Genomic DNA, 16,422 nt, shown 5'->3' on the forward strand with positions numbered 1-16,422 from the left:
TTATGTCCCTATTGTAAAATCATTTTTCCGAAGGGATTATTTTCAATAATATTTCTCCAGTATATGATAAAATACTTTATAAGTGGTTTATTTTTCCTTATTTTAATATGCGGAGGATTATTATTGTATTGTTCATATGATACTATGGGTTCAATTCCCAACCTCTGCTCCATCAAGTTGTCGTTCCTTACTTATCCGCCTATTTGTAAGGAGGAAGTTTTATGCAAAAAGTGATTTATATGATTGGCTTACCCGGTAGTGGTAAGAGCGAAAAGGCAAAACAAATTGCAAAAAAGGAAAATGCTGTCATTCTTTCCACGGATGAGCTGCGCCAAACACTTTTCTTTAATGTGAATAAGCAAAAGAAAACGAATCTTTTGTATATGGAATTATACAAACGTGCTAATCGTTATCTAGCTGATGGGAAAAGTGTACTCATCGATGCTACAAATATTGAACGTGAAAGACGGATGAAAGCATTATCAAAATTCGCAAGTTTTCAGAAAGAATGTTATTACATGGATGTACCGTATGAATTATGTGTCGAACGAAATAGAAAGAGAAAGAGAGTAGTAGAAGAGCGCATAATCGTTAAGATGAGGAAGAATTTTGATTTTCCTTTAAAAAATGAAGGATGGGATATGATTCACATCATACATGAATCATCTTCTTATGAAATTACGAAAGAAAAGATAACCGAATTATTGGTTAGTGAAGTGTCTTATGAAAAACTATTTGATGAACTCAAGTCTGTTCCATTTTTTCGTAAAATGAAAGGCTTCGATCAAGAAAACCCGTATCATTCTATGCCATTATGTCAACACACATATGGAGTAATCGAGTACATTAATGAAATGTATGTAGAGAAGGATAAACTAATTCTCCAAATGGCAGCTCTGTTCCATGATGTAGGGAAGTTATTTTGTAAAACATTTAAAGTTACTAGAGGATATTTTTCATACTTTGGGCACGAAAAAGTATCTTCACAAATTGCTTTCCATTTTCTTAGCGAACTTGGTTTTGAAGAAGAGTTCATTCAAGCTGTTGTAGGGATTATTGAAATGCACATGTTAATTAACTACGGTGGAAATGAAGGAGCAACTGAAATTTATCATTTATTAGGTGATGATTTACTCGCAAAACTTTATTTCTTTCGTGAAGCAGATACATTTGCGAAGTGAGGTGATAAATGATGAAGATAAAATATCCAAAGACATTTCATTTACCTTGGTCCGAATCCAAAACAACGGATGATAAAACACTTAAAAATATTGAACATTTCATTGGTAAAGAAGTTGTTGTAACAGAAAAAATTGATGGTGAAAATTGCTCGATTTATAAAGATGCAATTCACGCAAGGTCAATTGATAGTTTGGATCATCCATCTAGGCATTGGGTAAAAATGCTACAAGCAACGATTGGTTATCAAATCCCCGAACATTGGCGAGTTTGCGGAGAAAACATTTTTGCAATGCATTCAATCCATTACAATGAACTAGAAAGTTATTTTTATGTCTTCTCGATTTGGGATGAACATAATAAGTGTCTTTCGTGGGATGATACTGTCACCTGGACCGAACTATTAGGACTAAAGACTGCACCGGTCTTATATAAAGGTGAATTTAATGAAGAAGCGATTAAAGCTTGTTATTCAAAAAAGTCTATTTTAGGTGGAGAACAAGAAGGATATGTTATACGATTAACTGATGGATTTGATTACAAAGATTTTAAACACTCAGTGGCTAAATTTGTTCGAGAAAATCATGTGCAGACTGATGAACATTGGATGGTTAAACCGATTAAACCAAATCATCTAAAGCATGAATAAGGACGGTTAACTTTTTTAATTACGCGCTATATAATTTAAAACAAAGGGAATGAGAACAATGTAATTTATTCTATGGATTTAAAGAAAACTAGATATACTTTTAATTCATTTATTGAAATGTCACATAGCTTAACCAATAAAATTCGTCTCCTTAATCAATATTTACCTACTCCGAACAAGACCTTATCGTCTATCTCACTAATTAACCATTCCTCTCCAAGATTTCTATAAAAACTCATGATAAAATAATACGAAACTATTTATTCCTTTAATGCAAAAAAAGACCGCCGAAGCAGTCATTTAATTTTAATGTAAGTACACACTCTTAAAAGATTACTTTGTTATTGTTGTCTTGAATAGTAACTTTTTCCACTTCTTTCACTTTCTTTAGGAAATAAACTTTTTTATTTTCTTCAATATTTCTAACAATTTTTTTGCCTTTATTATCTATAATAACTAATTTATACCCCTGCTTTAATAAAGATGGTTTATCAACAACTACTCCTGCAAAATTATGTTGTTCGTCCGTTTCACTAAATGATGTAACTGTGTTATCCGAATTTAGTGCGGTAATAGACGAACCACTCTTGTGAATTTTCCCAAATATTTTTGATAATTCATAGTATCCATATTCCTTGTCATTTTCATAAAAAATGACTGTTTTATTTTTAATATGTTCAATTTCTGGTGAATGTAAATTATGTTTAACAGCGTACTCCTTAGCTTCTTTAGTTGATAAATCTGAAATACAAAATGTATTAAATAGATTAAAACCTATATATGTTATCAATAAAACTGCTATATAAATAAATAATCTTTGAGTGCGTTGCTTTTCTTTTAAAACAGACTTTAAGACAAACATTATTAAAATTATAATAGCTAATACAATTAATGTATTTATTAAATTAAAATTATTCATTTTTCCTCCAAAAGATTTACTGTAAAAAGATTTAATTTCATCTAAATTAAACGTCCTTCATAAACATGTTTCTCGATAATTTTGTTTTAATTCATAAATAGCTCTTGTAATAGTTCAGTTGTCTTTGAATTGATTTTATAAACCTTTCCACCTTTTCCTAATACTAAATTTTGGTTGTAGTTTATAGCAAACTCTTCTTTTTTACCGCTTTCATTGATAAACCATAAATTTAAATCTGCTTTTGGTGTTTCGTTTTGTTCCGGTTGAGCTTTTTTTGAGGCGAATCCTTTTACAATTTCTCGAATTTGATCACGGTTTTTATCTGAGCTATAAATGATCGTATTGACATCAGAAACTGCGACTATTGCAACTGTTTTAGGATCCTTACTTTCTGTATTTGTGTTCAATGAACAACCAAATAATACAAATATAAAACATAATATCATTAAAATTTTCTTCATAGTCCCTCCTTATTTTAATTATTCTCTAACATAATTCCATTAAAGTTAAGCGACATCCTCCCATTCGAATAAAAATGAATCTTTTGGTAGATATTTTTTAAAGAAAAGGAACTATTATAATAAATTTTATAAATTATATATGTTTACACATAGTCGACTTCCAATTTTAGTTAAATATAGATCTGTTATATTTAATTATTAATTTTTCGAACTAAAAAAAGGCTATCTAAATAGACAACCTTTAGAAATACTTATGTAACTAAAAAAGGAAATTAAAACTCTATATAAAATGGATGGCTGTTTTCATTCAAACAATATTCAATTCTTTGTTTGAAATTTTTCCAAGTTACCATCGCTAAAGCTTCCTCAATAGGAAAATATCCAACTTCCAAACTTTCTGAAGAAGTTGTTAACTTTCCTCCGATTGGTTTAGCTAAAAACAAAGTATTACAAATTGAACTACTAACATTTTGAAATACACCACAAAATTTCACAACTTCAATATCAATTCCACTTTCTTCTTTTGTTTCCCTAATTGCAGCAGCTTTCAATGATTCTCCCTCTTCAACTTGCCCACCTGGCATTTCCCAACCTCTAAGTGGGCCCTTAATTAATAAAATTTCATTATGTTCGTTAACTACTATTGTCGCAGCTGAAATAATATGTTTTGGTGGCAAAGAAATATTTTCTGTACTTTTTTCCTTAGATATCAAAAGAATTCCCCTTTCTACTTCTAACTCTTAAATAATACTTTTTATCTATTCTATTAATACATATAAGGCTCCTTCTTATTAAACTGTTTTGCCATTTTTTCGAATAGAAAATCCACCTTAAGTAAAGGTACAGCCCTCTTTTGTGCCCGTCTACTTAATGGAGATAATATAACAAAGTAATTCTTGTTGTTCATACTAAAAATGTACAATTTCCTAAATAAAAAAACTGCCGAGTGATTCTCGACAGTCTAATAATTAAATATGAAATTTCTATTAACTTTTGTTACGATGCAGGTTCAACTTTTGTTGCTATGTAACCTGAGCCGTTCCATTGCAGATACACACGATATTTTTGAGAGCCTTTTTCTTTTGAAGATACAGTCCCAACAGAGCCACCTTTATTGCTTTTGTCGCTTCCTAGAAACCATACTGTCATATTACTTCGATCTAGTCCAGTAGCAGTAGCGATTGTTTGAAGCATGTTCTGCCAATCTTGTGAACTTGAATCGTAACTTGTAACATGCTGTCCTCCTGTTTGCTCAGGAGTTTCCGGTGTAACACCTGTTTGTTCAGGCGTTTCTGGTGCGATTGTTTCCGAGCTATCTTCTGTAGATGATGTATTATCATTAGACTCATCCGTTTGAGTTTGGTCTTGTGAAGAATTATCATCTGAACTCGTATCCGCTTCTTGTTTATCGTTCTTTATGTTGTTATCCGATTGTTTTCCAGCTGAAGCATAATCGTCTATTAGAGGTGATGGCTTTTTATCTCCAGACGATAAAATCGAATTTGAAACAAATACAATTACAATAATGACAACTGCAATTGATCCACTTAAAATAAATAATTTGGTTTTTCTTTTTTTTGCTCTAGACGTTGTTCTAGAATTGCTTTGTAATTTTTTCAATCTACCACTCTCCAAATCTGAGAATGTTAACATTCTATCACGAGTGGGTTAAAACTTGAAGTGTTTTCTTAAAAAATTAACCATTTCGTAATAAATTTGATAAGGATCATCTTAATTTGCAGTAACATTTTAATTAATGTAATTTGTAACGCACGAAGTTGTCAATTTATTTTAAATGATCAATCCAACGATCAACAGTTTGAACTTCTGCTTGGCGTGGGAATATTTTTTCAATGAGTACTCTATGAACTTCAGGATCAGAATCAATACACGCATCGGAAAGCACAGTAATTGAATAGTCCTTATCTGCCGCTTCTCTTAGAGTCGATAGTACAACGCCACTTGTCGAAATACCACTTAAAACAATTGAATCAATTTCTTGTGAACGCAATATAACTTCTAGATTACTACCAGTGAACGCACTAACTCGATATTTTGTAATAACTGGTTCACCTTGTATTGGTTCAACAGATTCGTGAATTTGTGTTGATAAATCAGTAAATGTCATTCCACCATTTTTAGCAATTGCTGAGAAAATCTTATTATTTTTACTAACCTCAGGGTATCCTTCACTAAAACCGACTCGTACAAAAATAACTTGAATATTATTTTGGCGAGCGGCTTGAATGGCTTGTTGAAACGGTTTAAGAATTTCTTGTTTGTCAGCGAAACGCGAAACAATACCATTTTGTAAATCCATTACTAACAGTGCTGTTTTTTGATTATGCATAAATGTTACTCCTTTTTGGATATATAAAGTCTTTTCTGAGTGTAATTTTATCAAATGTTTCAATAATCCGCCAAAATAAATAAAAAAATCGACTTAAACTATCGGTCTTTTTAATAGACCTATCAGCATCTCTATGTAACAGTTCGAGATTTTAGGTTTTTGCAAATTAAGTTTTTGTGTTTTGCACTATAAGTGTAGCTTCCTTTTTATTTTACACTAACTGTACTTGAAATCTTAATGGATTTAGTTAAAATTCCGTCGATGTTATCTTTTGCCGAAACACAATATAGAACATTGGAAGCTGAACCGTATTCTTACAAAAAATCTTCTAAAAATTAAATTGTTCACTCAAGGTTTTTTCAGATATTTTCAGCGAAAACTTTCATATATAAATTAATAGGATTGTGTAAGACAGGTTGGATTTAAAAAAAGGTTTTATTAGGGGGTTAATCTTTGAAAATAGTAAAAAAAGGAATTTTTATTGGAGTTTGTTTGATAGCGATCATTATTTTACTATTTGCCTCTTCTTTTGCATTTTTAAATTATATTAAAGTTAACGTTCATAATCCATCTTCACCGTTATCGGCTGGTATAAGGGGTGTAAACTGGGCAGATGAACGTGATAATTTTGTTGATGGTGTAATTTATGTAAGTGGTCTGACGAAGAATGATACGTATGACTCTGCTAAAGCTGTTGGACGACAAGTTATTGGACAAATGTTTGATCAAACAGGAGCTAACACTGTCAGACTTCCCATTAATGAAGCAACAGTCGAAAATTATTGGAGTACATACACTGGAGCAATCGATGCTGCGTTAGAAAAAGGAAAAGTAATTTTCAGCTATTGGGCTCCAAAAAATGGGAAACCAGAAGAGCTCGATCGTTTTTATAAAATGTGGAGTACTGTTATCAACAAATATGGAAATAACCCAAACTGCTATTTTGAACCTATTAATGAGCCATATGGCTATAATTCGAAAGATTTACGTGATTTCTACAACAATTGGTTAACTAAATATCATGTTTCAAGGAAAAATGTCATTCTTGATGGAATTGGTCTGGCAGCTTTATATATTAATCCACTAGGTAATGATAAACGTCTAGATGGCACAATGCTTGCCGTTCACTGCTACGCATTTTATGCAGGATATGTTCATATAAAATCTCTAACAGAAACTGGTTGGTCAAATGTCTTATCAGTCGAGATCGGTAAGTATTCCGACCGTGCGATTGTAACAGAATGGGGCGCACCAATGAAAACTGGCCTAGATTATTCTGTAAAAAAGAGCAATAATGATATACATTATGTTCGAGCAATGAGCGAAAAAATTAATCATCTCGGTATTGGAAGCGTTTACTGGCCAGGATTACGAGATGGGGATTCTTATAGTCTAATGGAAAAAAAGGTTAAAAAGAAGCAAATCACCCTCTCAGTTACAAATCAATCCGGACTTGAAAAATTACAAGAATCTTGGGGCAAGGATACAAACTAAATTTGGAATTATAAATAAAAATGCCCTCTCGATCACTATTGATCAAGAGGGCATTTTTGAATTATCAAACTTAAGATTAGTTAGACGCAGTTCATGATTTAGAATTTTTTAAGCTAGGTGAGGGATAAAACGAACGACCGAGTAAAAGTCCGGAAACGGCAAATACAATCGATAGCCAGATCCCTAATTGGCTCGTCGCTAAATAAGAAGGTATCAATACGTTGATCGCTACTTTTAAAACAACTAAAATAAGGATCGTTCCAATCACCCACAGTGTTTTCTTTCCGCGTCCAATTTTTCCAAGTTTACTTTTTGCAATTGCCCACCCTTGAACAATCCCCGCTAAAATTCCCAATACTATTCCTGATAGTAATAACAGCCATTCAATCCCTTTCACACCACTCATCATAAAGCCCCAAATGACTCCAATAATTAATAATAACGCTCCGATCAGAAAACTTCTGTCTAACCTCTTCATTCCACTGCGCTCCTTTTACTCCATAAATCATATTTTTCTATGTAAAACAATTTTCGTTAACTTTATTATACTGACATGTAAAACTTTTTTAATACGTCCTCAGACTGATTTGAATTGAAAAATACGTTCTTTTGTATTTAAAATCTATAATAAAAGGAATATCTTCTTTGTAGATTATTGTCGTAAAAATAATATGTGGTATGCTAAAGGAAATACCAATTTAGGAGTGTAAATCATGAAAACAACATCAACTGTTCAACTTGAACAATCTATTGGAAAGCTACGAAAAGTAGTTGACGTACTAAACAAGCGAATTAAAGAAACTACTTCTGAACAATTAGCGAATGAAACAATCCGTCTTAAAGAAGAATTAAAAACAATCTCAAATACGCTATTACAAATCCAAAAGCGTGAGAGCGAAGAAGTTTAATGACACGGTAAGCAGTAATTTTCAACTACCTTATTAAAATAAGGCTCAATTTATAGAAAATATAAAAAGGATCTTCATAGAAGATCCTTTTTGTATAGAAAAAAATTACAACAATTTCATAACTTCAATTATTTTATCAATATCATTTTTTGTAATCCAATAATGTGTAGCAAAGCGCATCATTCCATCTTCCTCAGGTGCAAATATAATGATTCCGTTCTCTTTAAAGATTTGTTCGATTTCCTCTGGGCTATGTTTCATATTTGTCATTTGGAAGAATACTAAATTAATATTAATTTGAGATAAGTCCACTTTAATTGTAGGGATTTCACTTAATCGTTCAGCTAAATATAGTGCATTTTCGTGATCTTCGTGTAAACGTTTTGTCATTTTTTCTAATGCAATGATACCAGCGGCTGCTAAAAATCCGGATTGTCTCCAGCCACCACCTAATAATTTACGCTTCTTTTTTGCCTTCTCAATAAATTCTTTACTTCCTGCTAGTATGGAACCTACTGGCGCACACAGTCCTTTTGATAAGCAAAACATTACAGAATCACTATATCGAGATAATTCTTTCGCATCTGTTTTTAAATAAGTAGCAGCATTAAAAATTCTTGCTCCATCTAAGTGAACAGGTATGTTTGCATTTTTTGCAATGCTAAAAACTTCTTTCATATATTCAAGATCAACTACTGCTCCATTAGAATATGCATTTTCTAAGCATATTAATGAAGTTTCAGGAAAATGTAAGTCATCAGGTCTAATAGATTGTTGAATTCGCTTAATTTCCATCTTACCGTTAGTCGTTTGTAATGTCCTTGTATGAACACCAGCAATTATTGAAGCAGCTCCAACTTCATGCTCAAAAATGTGACAATCTTCACCAAGGATTACTTCAGTCCCACGAGCACAATGAGTAAATAAAGCTAGTTGGTTTCCAAATGTTCCACTTGGAACGAATAAGGCAGCTTCTTTCCCAATCATTGATGCAGCTAATTTTTCAAGTTTCTGAACAGTAGGGTCATCTCCGTATACATCATCTCCCACTTCAGCTGAAAACATAGCTTGTCTCATTTCTTCTGTAGGAATAGTTACCGTGTCACTTCTTAAATCAATAAATTTCATTTTTATAAGCCTCTTTTCTTGTTTTCAGAATTATCAAAACTAGTTTAATAGACGTATCGAGAATTGGATTCTAATACAATGATACAACTCAATGTCGGAAATTGCGTATGAAATTATGCATTAAATTTGTTGCTTTTTTCAAATTCTTTCAATCCCATTAATAAAAGTTTCTCTGTAATATCCTCAATTCCAGAGTGGTGATCTACTGCAATATGTTTAATCTTCTCTTTTACGATATCCTGTACAAAAATTGTGAGTTGTTCTTGTTTACTAGTAAACAAAATAAAACCTGGTCTTGTAGAAAGCTTACCATCAATTAAACAATTTTGTAAAATCTCTAAATCTTGTTCAATTTGTTCAGGATTATAAGGTAGTTTAATTGGCTTTATTTCCACCTTAATAGAATTACCTTCTAAATAAAGATTCATATTTTGGTGACCAATATTTCTATAAAAAGAATCGATAATACTAAAAATTGGGGCACTTATTGATTGTGGAAATGGAAATTGAAATTTGATACTACCTCTTTTTGTACTATGTGTTGCTTGCTTAAACTCATACGACTTTTTAAAACTACGATTTAGTAATTCTTCTTTATTTAACAATTCCCCCATATTGGTCTTTGCTACAATCTCACCATTCTCATTAAGTTCAATAATACGCGCCTTTTCATTCGAATTTGGAATTTCGTATAAACCAAACAAGTAGAAATCTAAGTCCTTTGTAAAAAACGTCTTTCTCTTTGATCCATTAATTTGAGTGGATTTTAGTTTTTCCACTTCTTCCTCTTTAATAAAAACAGTTTGTCTACCTTTAAAATTGATCTTACTTGCTGAAATTTTTCCAGTTTTTATATATTGGTGAATCGTTGCCTTTGATACTCCTAAGAGATTGGCTGTTTCAAGTACTGTAAGTCCAACTGGTTTAACTGTTTGCGACTTAAACTGATTTATATCGTCTAAATAAAATCTCATCGTTCCGTCTATTTGCCAATCTTCATACACAAGTTTCAGCTTTCCAGCTTTTACATAATTATAGATCGTTTGCTTTGATATTCCTAAAATATGTACAGCCTCATTTGTTGTAACAATCTCTTTCGCTTTTTGATCTTGTTCTAACATTTGAAATCGTCCCTTTTTATCATGTTTTTGTTTAATTATACCATAATTATTTCTAACAAAACGTTAAATTATAGTTAATGCAATACAACTAAATCCATTTATTTATAAATAATTAATTATACAAAGTTTTCTTTAAGTTGAATAATAGTGTATTTTTCTACTATTAACCTATCTTACATTTAGTAATATATAACAAAGATATTTTATTTACTTAAGAAGAAAAAATAAATGAATTTATACTATATATACAATAAATTTTGTATAATTGATAATGAGGTGATTCCTATGTTAGTAAAATCAAATCTACTTATTTCAAACTCAACTGATTTATTAGATGTAAATCAGACCGATTTTAGAGTAATAGAGTATTTAATAGATGAAACATACTTTCCTGCGCTACTACAAAGGAAGTTTGAAAATGAAAAAAATCATCGTATGATTTATGACGCTTTCTCTGATTTAGAAATGATTTACTATTTTGTTCATCAAATAAAAGATATTCAAAAATCAAAGCAGCGAAAAGAAAGTACAAAAATAGAGTACATAAGAGAATTATTACAGTTTTATCGTTACTTATTAAAAAGTGAAGAATTTTTACGTAAAGACGTTGATTCATATATAGAAGAATCATTATTGAAAAATTTAAAACAGAGACATATCGAATCATATCAGCAATGGTTATCGAATTATCAATATGGTTCAAAGATGCAACAGTATCGAGTCACTACTCTCTCAAAAAAACTTGTTATATTAAAAAGTTTCTTTAAATTTTTATTTGATTCCAATTATGTTCAAGTTCCTCTATTTACAAGAATTTTGAACGCAAAAATAACAAAAGATGACTTACCAAATCGAGATTTAGAAGAAAGTGAAGTAAAATCATTACTGAATTTTTATAGAGGAAATATTTTAATCACTACTTTAATTAAATTACTGGCTACTACTGGTATGCGAATTCGTGAGTTAGCTGAGGCGAAATGGGGAAATGTTTCAAAGGATGCAAATGGATACTGGCTCGAAATTGTCGGTAAAGGAAATAAAAAACGTGAAGTTAAACTACTAAATCATGTATTTATCGATTTATGTAAACTAAGGAGTCGACGTGGTTTTTCAAATAGCATTTCAAAAACTGATACAAACCCATTTTTTCCGAACAAGCTAAATAAGCATTATTCCTTCAAATATTTATCTAAGTATGTAATCGATATTATAAAAGCTTCAGAACTACCTTTTGTTTTAGATCATAATCGAACGAATAATATTAGTCCCCACTTCTTTCGACATCATTATGCATGTCGTTCAATTGAAAAAGGGGCGAGCATCTACCAAGTAAGTCGAAGCTTAGGTCATGAAAGTATTCAAACTACGGAAATTTATTTAGCTAAAATGATGAATCGATCTCAGCATGCTAGTAATGTTTGGGATGATGAAGAGTATTAATAATGTCCCCATTTTTTTAATGGGGTTATTTTTAAATAATTAGTTAACATAATAAAATTATATCAAACAAAAATTGAGCTAAATAGAAAAACAGACCCTTGGTCGAGTCTGTTTACTGGTCTAAATTATTTTGTGAGTCATCTTTAATTAATACTCTCATTTCGATTATAAATTCTTCCTTTTGATGCGGAGAATAGTTATTATGTATTAATGACTCATAAATGTCACTGCTAACGGTTATTTTATGATACTCAATGTAAGTAATTAGTTTTTGTAAATTAGTAAAATAATCATTTGGCGTTAAACTTTTATACGTAATGCATATATAATTACCTTCTGGAATTTTTGAAACCTCGGTATCTGGTAATAGTAATGTAGTTTGTTTTTTCGTTAAAACAGGTGTGAATAAATATTGATAAGATACTTCATTAACATGTTTATACGATTTATAAGGGTAAATCGCACCATAACCATTGTTTCTAAATCCTTCTGTCGATGCAGCAAATTTTTTCAATTTACTATAAGAAGCATTTAAGATATTTTTAGGATCGATTCCATCTGCTTTCGTTTGAATGATTTGTATTTCTTCTTCATACGAAAAAAATACTTCTCCAAATTGGGGATATTGCTTCTGCCTCTGTATTCCTCTTTTAGCATTTGCTATGATTTTTTCAATTTCTGTTAAAGAATCTATTTTATCTTTTACAATGTTTTCTTGCTCCGTTAAAAAAGCATAAAACTCATCTCTCTCTAATCCTTGCACTTTTTTCATATCTTCTAAAGGAGTGCCAATATATTTAAGTGATTTGATTAAGTCAAGTAGATGGATTTGTGAGTCTTTATAATATCGATAATTAGTATCTGGATCGACATAGGCCGGTTTAAACAAGTTTATTTTGTCATAATAACGAAGTGCTTTTATTGAAATATTTACTAATTTTGAGACTTCACCTATTGTATAAAGTGTTTCTTTCACTTGATCACTCCTTATGTATTATTTTTTAAAAGAAGCGTATTCTTTATTCGTTCTCAAAGAATACGCCTTTGCTTATTGATGCTGTTCGATAACCCGGCATTTTCCAAGCAATTGTTAACCCAACACCGCTTGCTAGTAATACTGTTGCAAAATAGAATGGATAGTTTAAGTCAATATCAAATAGAATTCCACCTATAATAGGTCCTATTACATTCCCTATACTAGTAAACATTGAATTCATTCCGCCAACAAAACCTTGTTCATTTCCTGCTATTTTAGATAAATATGTTGTTACAGCAGGACGCATTAAATCAAAGCCTAAAAATACGGTAATTGTAACAAGTAAAATTGTAAAGTATGAATTCACAACTGTCATTAAAAAGACTAGTATTGTAGAAAGAATTAAACTATATCGTACTAGGCCAATTTCACCAATCCATTTTGTTAAACGATCAAATAATGCGATTTGTGCAATTGCACCGATAATGCCTCCGCCTGTAATCATGATTGCAATATCCTTAGGTGTAAATCCAAATTTATGGTTAGTAAATAAAGAAAATAATGATTCGAAAGCTGATAAGCCGAATTGAGAAATTAATAAAACCATAAACGATATAAAATACATCGGAGCAAAAATTCGTTTAAAACCAGGTTTTTGTCCTTTCACCTCGATATTTTCTTGGTTACGTTCTGGTTCTGGAAGTATAGTAATAGATAATACCCCTGCCAATACTGCTAATCCTGCCGCAAAGAAAAATGGTATGCGAGTACCAAACTCTGCTAAAAATCCTCCAATACCAGGACCAACAATAAAGCCTGTAGAAATTGCAGCCGACATATAGCCTAGTGCTTTTGCCCTTGTTTCAACTGTTGTAACATCAGCTATAAATGCAGTTACTGCTGGCATAATGAATGCGGCACTTATGCCTCCTAGCATACGTGAAATAAATAGAACCTCAACTGTTTTCCCCATACCAAATAAAAATTCTGAAAAACTAAAAATTATTAGTCCGATGATTATCATTCGTTTACGTCCGAACTGGTCTACCCAGCGTCCTGCAATTGGTGAAAAAAGCAATTGAGTTACAGCAAACGCCGCTACCATATAACCAACAATTGTACCGGATATATTTAACTCATTCATAATCGAAGGTGTGACTGGCACTACTAATCCTATCCCTAAGAAAATAATGAATAAATTCATTAAAACTAAAATCAACATTATGTTTTGTTTTTTCATTTTGTTCAACTCCTATTAAATACTCTACAAAACATAATGTAAAGCCTCCTCTGAGGGGAGAGTCAAACAAATTTTAATCGAATTTTATTGTTTTAATTATGTATCCGTTTTCTTTTAGAAACTTTTTATGAAATATAAAAAGAGCTCCTTTTGGGAAGCTCACAATTGTATTTTTCATTCAACTAGTTTTAATAAAATTTTCAAGCATTCCGAGTTTTTCGAAACGAATTTAAAATGCTCGAAGTAACAAAACCAAGTACAAGCGCAAGCGATAAGTGCTGGTAAAGTCCAACGTTATCAGCTGCTCCCATATGATGCCATATATCGTTTGGTAGTGATTTCCATATAAACCAAAGAACTGTTGTTACGACTAATATAATTGTTGAAATTGTCTTTCGTTTCCCAAACGATGAAATAAGAAACATCATTAATGTTAAACCCAGGATCGGCGTACTTCCGAAAAACCATTGAAGTATATGAAAATCAATATGCTCCATTCATATCCCTCCTCATTTAAGTGTATGAGGAGATTTTGATAAAAAGAAATGAAGTTGGAAAAATAGAATGTTATTATTCTGATGAACATCTAGTATAGAAAAATAAATGGTAAGTCTTATATATGGGTTTGAAAATTAATGTCCAACAATATCAATGTAGTTAGTTTCCACTTCAGCTTGAAATGGAAATGGTAATTTCATATATTTGTCTATATACATGCTCATGAGCACCTTATGAGTTAAGAAATTACAGAATTCCTCTCTGTTTTTAACTCATGAACCCTTTATGAGTATGTTATTAACAGCTTCATGCTTGTTTTTTATATCTATGTTATTTTACTATCATGTGAACATTCCATGATGAACCTAAATTAATTTTTCAATTTTGGATAAGTTTGATTTAAACACACTAAGGCAAGGCCCAAATGGCCTTGCCTTAGCTGTAGACAAAAATCTATTTAACAATTACTTTTCCTACCATTCCAACATTAGAATGGTACTTACATGTTAGGTCATATGTAGTGGCTTGTTTTGGTAATACAGAAATAGTCGTTTCTTTTCCTGGTTGAACTTCTACATCAATATTAAGCATTTTTACTGTAAATGTGTGAGGATTAACTCCTTTATTTCTTAATAATAAAGTAGATTTTGTTCCATTCGGAATTGTGATATTTTTTGGATTAAAGTAATTATCGTCCAACTCTACAACCATTACCGGTGCTCGATTATCAATTTGTGTAACCGCTGATTCTGCAAAAATTTTGATATTACTTGGTTTTGCCATCAATAAAAATGGAGCAAAAGAAATTAGCAATACAGTTAGCCATTTTTTTGTTTTCACAAACAATCCCTCCTTTCCTATGCACTATTATTTTCCAATTATTGTATTATTATTAATTTAGGATTAAATAAAAAAACTGTCTCCATATTAGAAAACAGTTTGTTCCTTAAATTATTGATTTTCTTCCCACTTCGCTATTTCTTCTCGAACGATTGGTGCAACTTCATTTCCTAATAGCTCGATTGCTTTCATTACATCTGCATGTGGCATTGAACCAACCGGTACATGCAGCATGAAACGTGTGATACCTACGTTTTTTCGAAGGTAGATGATCTTTTGTGCTACAAATTCAGGATCTCCAACATAAAGTGCACCTTCCAAACTTCTTGCAGCATCGAAGGCTGATCGATCATAAAGCCCCCATCCTCTTTCTTTTCCAAGCTTATTCATTGCTTGTTGTGTTGATGGGAAAAATTTATCAGCTGCAGTGATTCTATCCTCAGCGATGAATCCATGCGAATGAGATGCAATCTGTAATTTGTTTAAATCGTGACCGGCATGAGCTGCAGCCTTTTTGTATAATTCCACTAATGGTGCGAATTGAACAGGTCGTCCACCAATAATAGCAAGTACTAGCGGAAGTCCCAATAATCCCGCACGAACGACCGATTCGCTATTTCCACCACTACCAATCCAAATAGGCAATGGATCTTGTACTGGACGGGGATATACACCGATATTATTTATCGATGGTCGATGTTTTCCACTCCAAGTCACAAATTCGGACTTTTGTAATGTTAATAATAGATCTAACTTTTCTTCAAAAAGTTCATCATAATCATTTAAATTATAGCCAAATAAAGGGAAAGATTCGATGAATGAACCACGCCCTGCCATTATTTCAGCTCTTCCATTCGATATTCCGTCAAGTGTAGCGAAATCTTGAAACACACGAACGGGATCTGCCGAAGAAAGTACAGTTACAGCACTTGTTAATCGAATGCGTTTTGTTTGTGATGCAGCCGCAGCTAAAACAATTGCAGGAGATGATGCAGCATAATCATTACGATGATGTTCTCCAACACCAAATACATCTAATCCCACTTGATCTGCAAGTATGATTTCCTCAACGACTTCCCGTAAACGTTCTGCATGACTTATTGTTTCACCAGTTTTAACGTCTGGTGTAGTTTCTACAAATGTACTGATTCCTATTTCCATTAATCTACTCCTCCAAAGCTTTAAAAATAAATGCAAAAGTTGTCTTATTTACTACCTT

18 protein-coding genes are annotated in these 16,422 nt (G+C 31.7%); 5 read left to right on the top strand and 13 right to left on the bottom strand.

All coding sequences use genetic code 11. The annotated features are described in order from the left end of the window. The first annotated feature begins 221 nt into the window (after positions 1-221). Both CN692_RS06725 and CN692_RS06730 read left to right on the top strand, forming a co-directional pair. Positions 222-1,181, top strand: coding sequence for an AAA family ATPase (locus tag CN692_RS06725; protein ID WP_098118383.1), 960 nt, complete (start codon positions 222-224; stop codon positions 1,179-1,181). Positions 1,182-1,192: 11 nt separating this feature from the next. After that, the gene (locus CN692_RS06730; protein WP_373605022.1) at positions 1,193-1,828 is read left to right on the top strand and encodes an RNA ligase family protein; all 636 of its coding nucleotides are present in this window, start codon (positions 1,193-1,195) and stop codon (positions 1,826-1,828) included. 325 nt (positions 1,829-2,153) lie between these two features. On the opposite strand, the gene CN692_RS06735 is transcribed toward CN692_RS06730, so the two are convergent. The 5 genes from CN692_RS06735 to CN692_RS06755 form a co-directional block, all read right to left on the bottom strand. Continuing rightward, on the bottom strand, positions 2,154-2,747 hold the full coding sequence (locus CN692_RS06735) for a hypothetical protein (RefSeq protein ID WP_098118385.1): 594 nt from the start codon (positions 2,745-2,747) through the stop codon (positions 2,154-2,156). 86 nt (positions 2,748-2,833) lie between these two features. Next, a complete protein-coding gene (locus CN692_RS06740; protein ID WP_098118386.1) occupies positions 2,834-3,208 on the bottom strand; it encodes a hypothetical protein in 375 nt (124 codons plus the stop codon). Positions 3,209-3,480: 272 nt separating this feature from the next. Then, positions 3,481-3,921 carry an NUDIX hydrolase gene (locus CN692_RS06745; protein ID WP_257143979.1) on the bottom strand — a complete coding sequence of 147 codons (441 nt, stop codon included), beginning with the start codon at positions 3,919-3,921 and terminating at the stop codon, positions 3,481-3,483. A 283-nt stretch (positions 3,922-4,204) separates the two neighbouring features. Further along, on the bottom strand, positions 4,205-4,828 hold the full coding sequence (locus tag CN692_RS06750) for a YrrS family protein (protein ID WP_179874382.1): 624 nt from the start codon (positions 4,826-4,828) through the stop codon (positions 4,205-4,207). A gap of 166 nt (positions 4,829-4,994) precedes the next feature. Beyond that, the gene (locus CN692_RS06755) at positions 4,995-5,558 is read right to left on the bottom strand and encodes a cysteine hydrolase family protein (protein WP_098118388.1); all 564 of its coding nucleotides are present in this window, start codon (positions 5,556-5,558) and stop codon (positions 4,995-4,997) included. A 453-nt stretch (positions 5,559-6,011) separates the two neighbouring features. On the opposite strand from CN692_RS06755, the gene CN692_RS06760 reads away from it, so the two are divergent. Continuing rightward, a complete protein-coding gene (locus CN692_RS06760; protein WP_098118389.1) occupies positions 6,012-7,052 on the top strand; it encodes a glycoside hydrolase family 5 protein in 1,041 nt (346 codons plus the stop codon). Positions 7,053-7,143: 91 nt separating this feature from the next. Here the strand turns inward: CN692_RS06760 and CN692_RS06765 are convergent, their stop codons facing one another. Further along, a complete protein-coding gene (locus tag CN692_RS06765; RefSeq protein ID WP_098118390.1) occupies positions 7,144-7,530 on the bottom strand; it encodes a hypothetical protein in 387 nt (128 codons plus the stop codon). Between the two features lie 235 nt (positions 7,531-7,765). On the opposite strand from CN692_RS06765, the gene CN692_RS06770 reads away from it, so the two are divergent. After that, positions 7,766-7,960, top strand: a complete 195-nt coding sequence (locus tag CN692_RS06770) for a hypothetical protein (RefSeq protein WP_098118391.1) — start codon at positions 7,766-7,768, stop codon at positions 7,958-7,960. 105 nt (positions 7,961-8,065) lie between these two features. Here CN692_RS06770 and ltaE read toward each other — a convergent pair whose 3' ends face one another. Continuing rightward, positions 8,066-9,088 (bottom strand): low-specificity L-threonine aldolase, encoded by a 1,023-nt coding sequence (gene ltaE / locus CN692_RS06775; protein ID WP_098118392.1) that lies wholly within the window; start codon positions 9,086-9,088, stop codon positions 8,066-8,068. Between the two features lie 113 nt (positions 9,089-9,201). After that, complete coding sequence (locus CN692_RS06780; RefSeq protein WP_098118393.1) at positions 9,202-10,209, bottom strand: helix-turn-helix domain-containing protein; 1,008 nt, start codon at positions 10,207-10,209, stop codon at positions 9,202-9,204. Positions 10,210-10,494: 285 nt separating this feature from the next. Here CN692_RS06780 and CN692_RS06785 point away from each other — a divergent pair, with 285 nt between their 5' ends. Beyond that, complete coding sequence (locus CN692_RS06785) at positions 10,495-11,649, top strand: tyrosine-type recombinase/integrase (protein WP_179874383.1); 1,155 nt, start codon at positions 10,495-10,497, stop codon at positions 11,647-11,649. 112 nt (positions 11,650-11,761) lie between these two features. On the opposite strand, the gene CN692_RS06790 is transcribed toward CN692_RS06785, so the two are convergent. The 5 genes from CN692_RS06790 to CN692_RS06810 form a co-directional block, all read right to left on the bottom strand. After that, positions 11,762-12,625 (bottom strand): MerR family transcriptional regulator, encoded by an 864-nt coding sequence (locus tag CN692_RS06790; protein ID WP_098118395.1) that lies wholly within the window; start codon positions 12,623-12,625, stop codon positions 11,762-11,764. A gap of 43 nt (positions 12,626-12,668) precedes the next feature. Next, entirely contained in the window at positions 12,669-13,865 is a 1,197-nt protein-coding gene (locus CN692_RS06795) for an MFS transporter (RefSeq protein ID WP_098118396.1), read from the bottom strand. A 200-nt stretch (positions 13,866-14,065) separates the two neighbouring features. Beyond that, positions 14,066-14,362 (bottom strand): hypothetical protein, encoded by a 297-nt coding sequence (locus tag CN692_RS06800; protein WP_098118397.1) that lies wholly within the window; start codon positions 14,360-14,362, stop codon positions 14,066-14,068. 454 nt (positions 14,363-14,816) lie between these two features. Further along, the gene (locus CN692_RS06805; protein WP_373605023.1) at positions 14,817-15,146 is read right to left on the bottom strand and encodes a cupredoxin domain-containing protein; all 330 of its coding nucleotides are present in this window, start codon (positions 15,144-15,146) and stop codon (positions 14,817-14,819) included. Positions 15,147-15,314: 168 nt separating this feature from the next. Continuing rightward, positions 15,315-16,364 (bottom strand): LLM class flavin-dependent oxidoreductase, encoded by a 1,050-nt coding sequence (locus CN692_RS06810; protein WP_098118399.1) that lies wholly within the window; start codon positions 16,362-16,364, stop codon positions 15,315-15,317. Positions 16,365-16,422 lie beyond the last annotated feature (58 nt).

Source organism: Bacillus sp. AFS002410 (assembly GCF_002556365.1).
Classification (GTDB): Bacteria; Bacillota; Bacilli; order Bacillales; family Bacillaceae_G; genus Gottfriedia.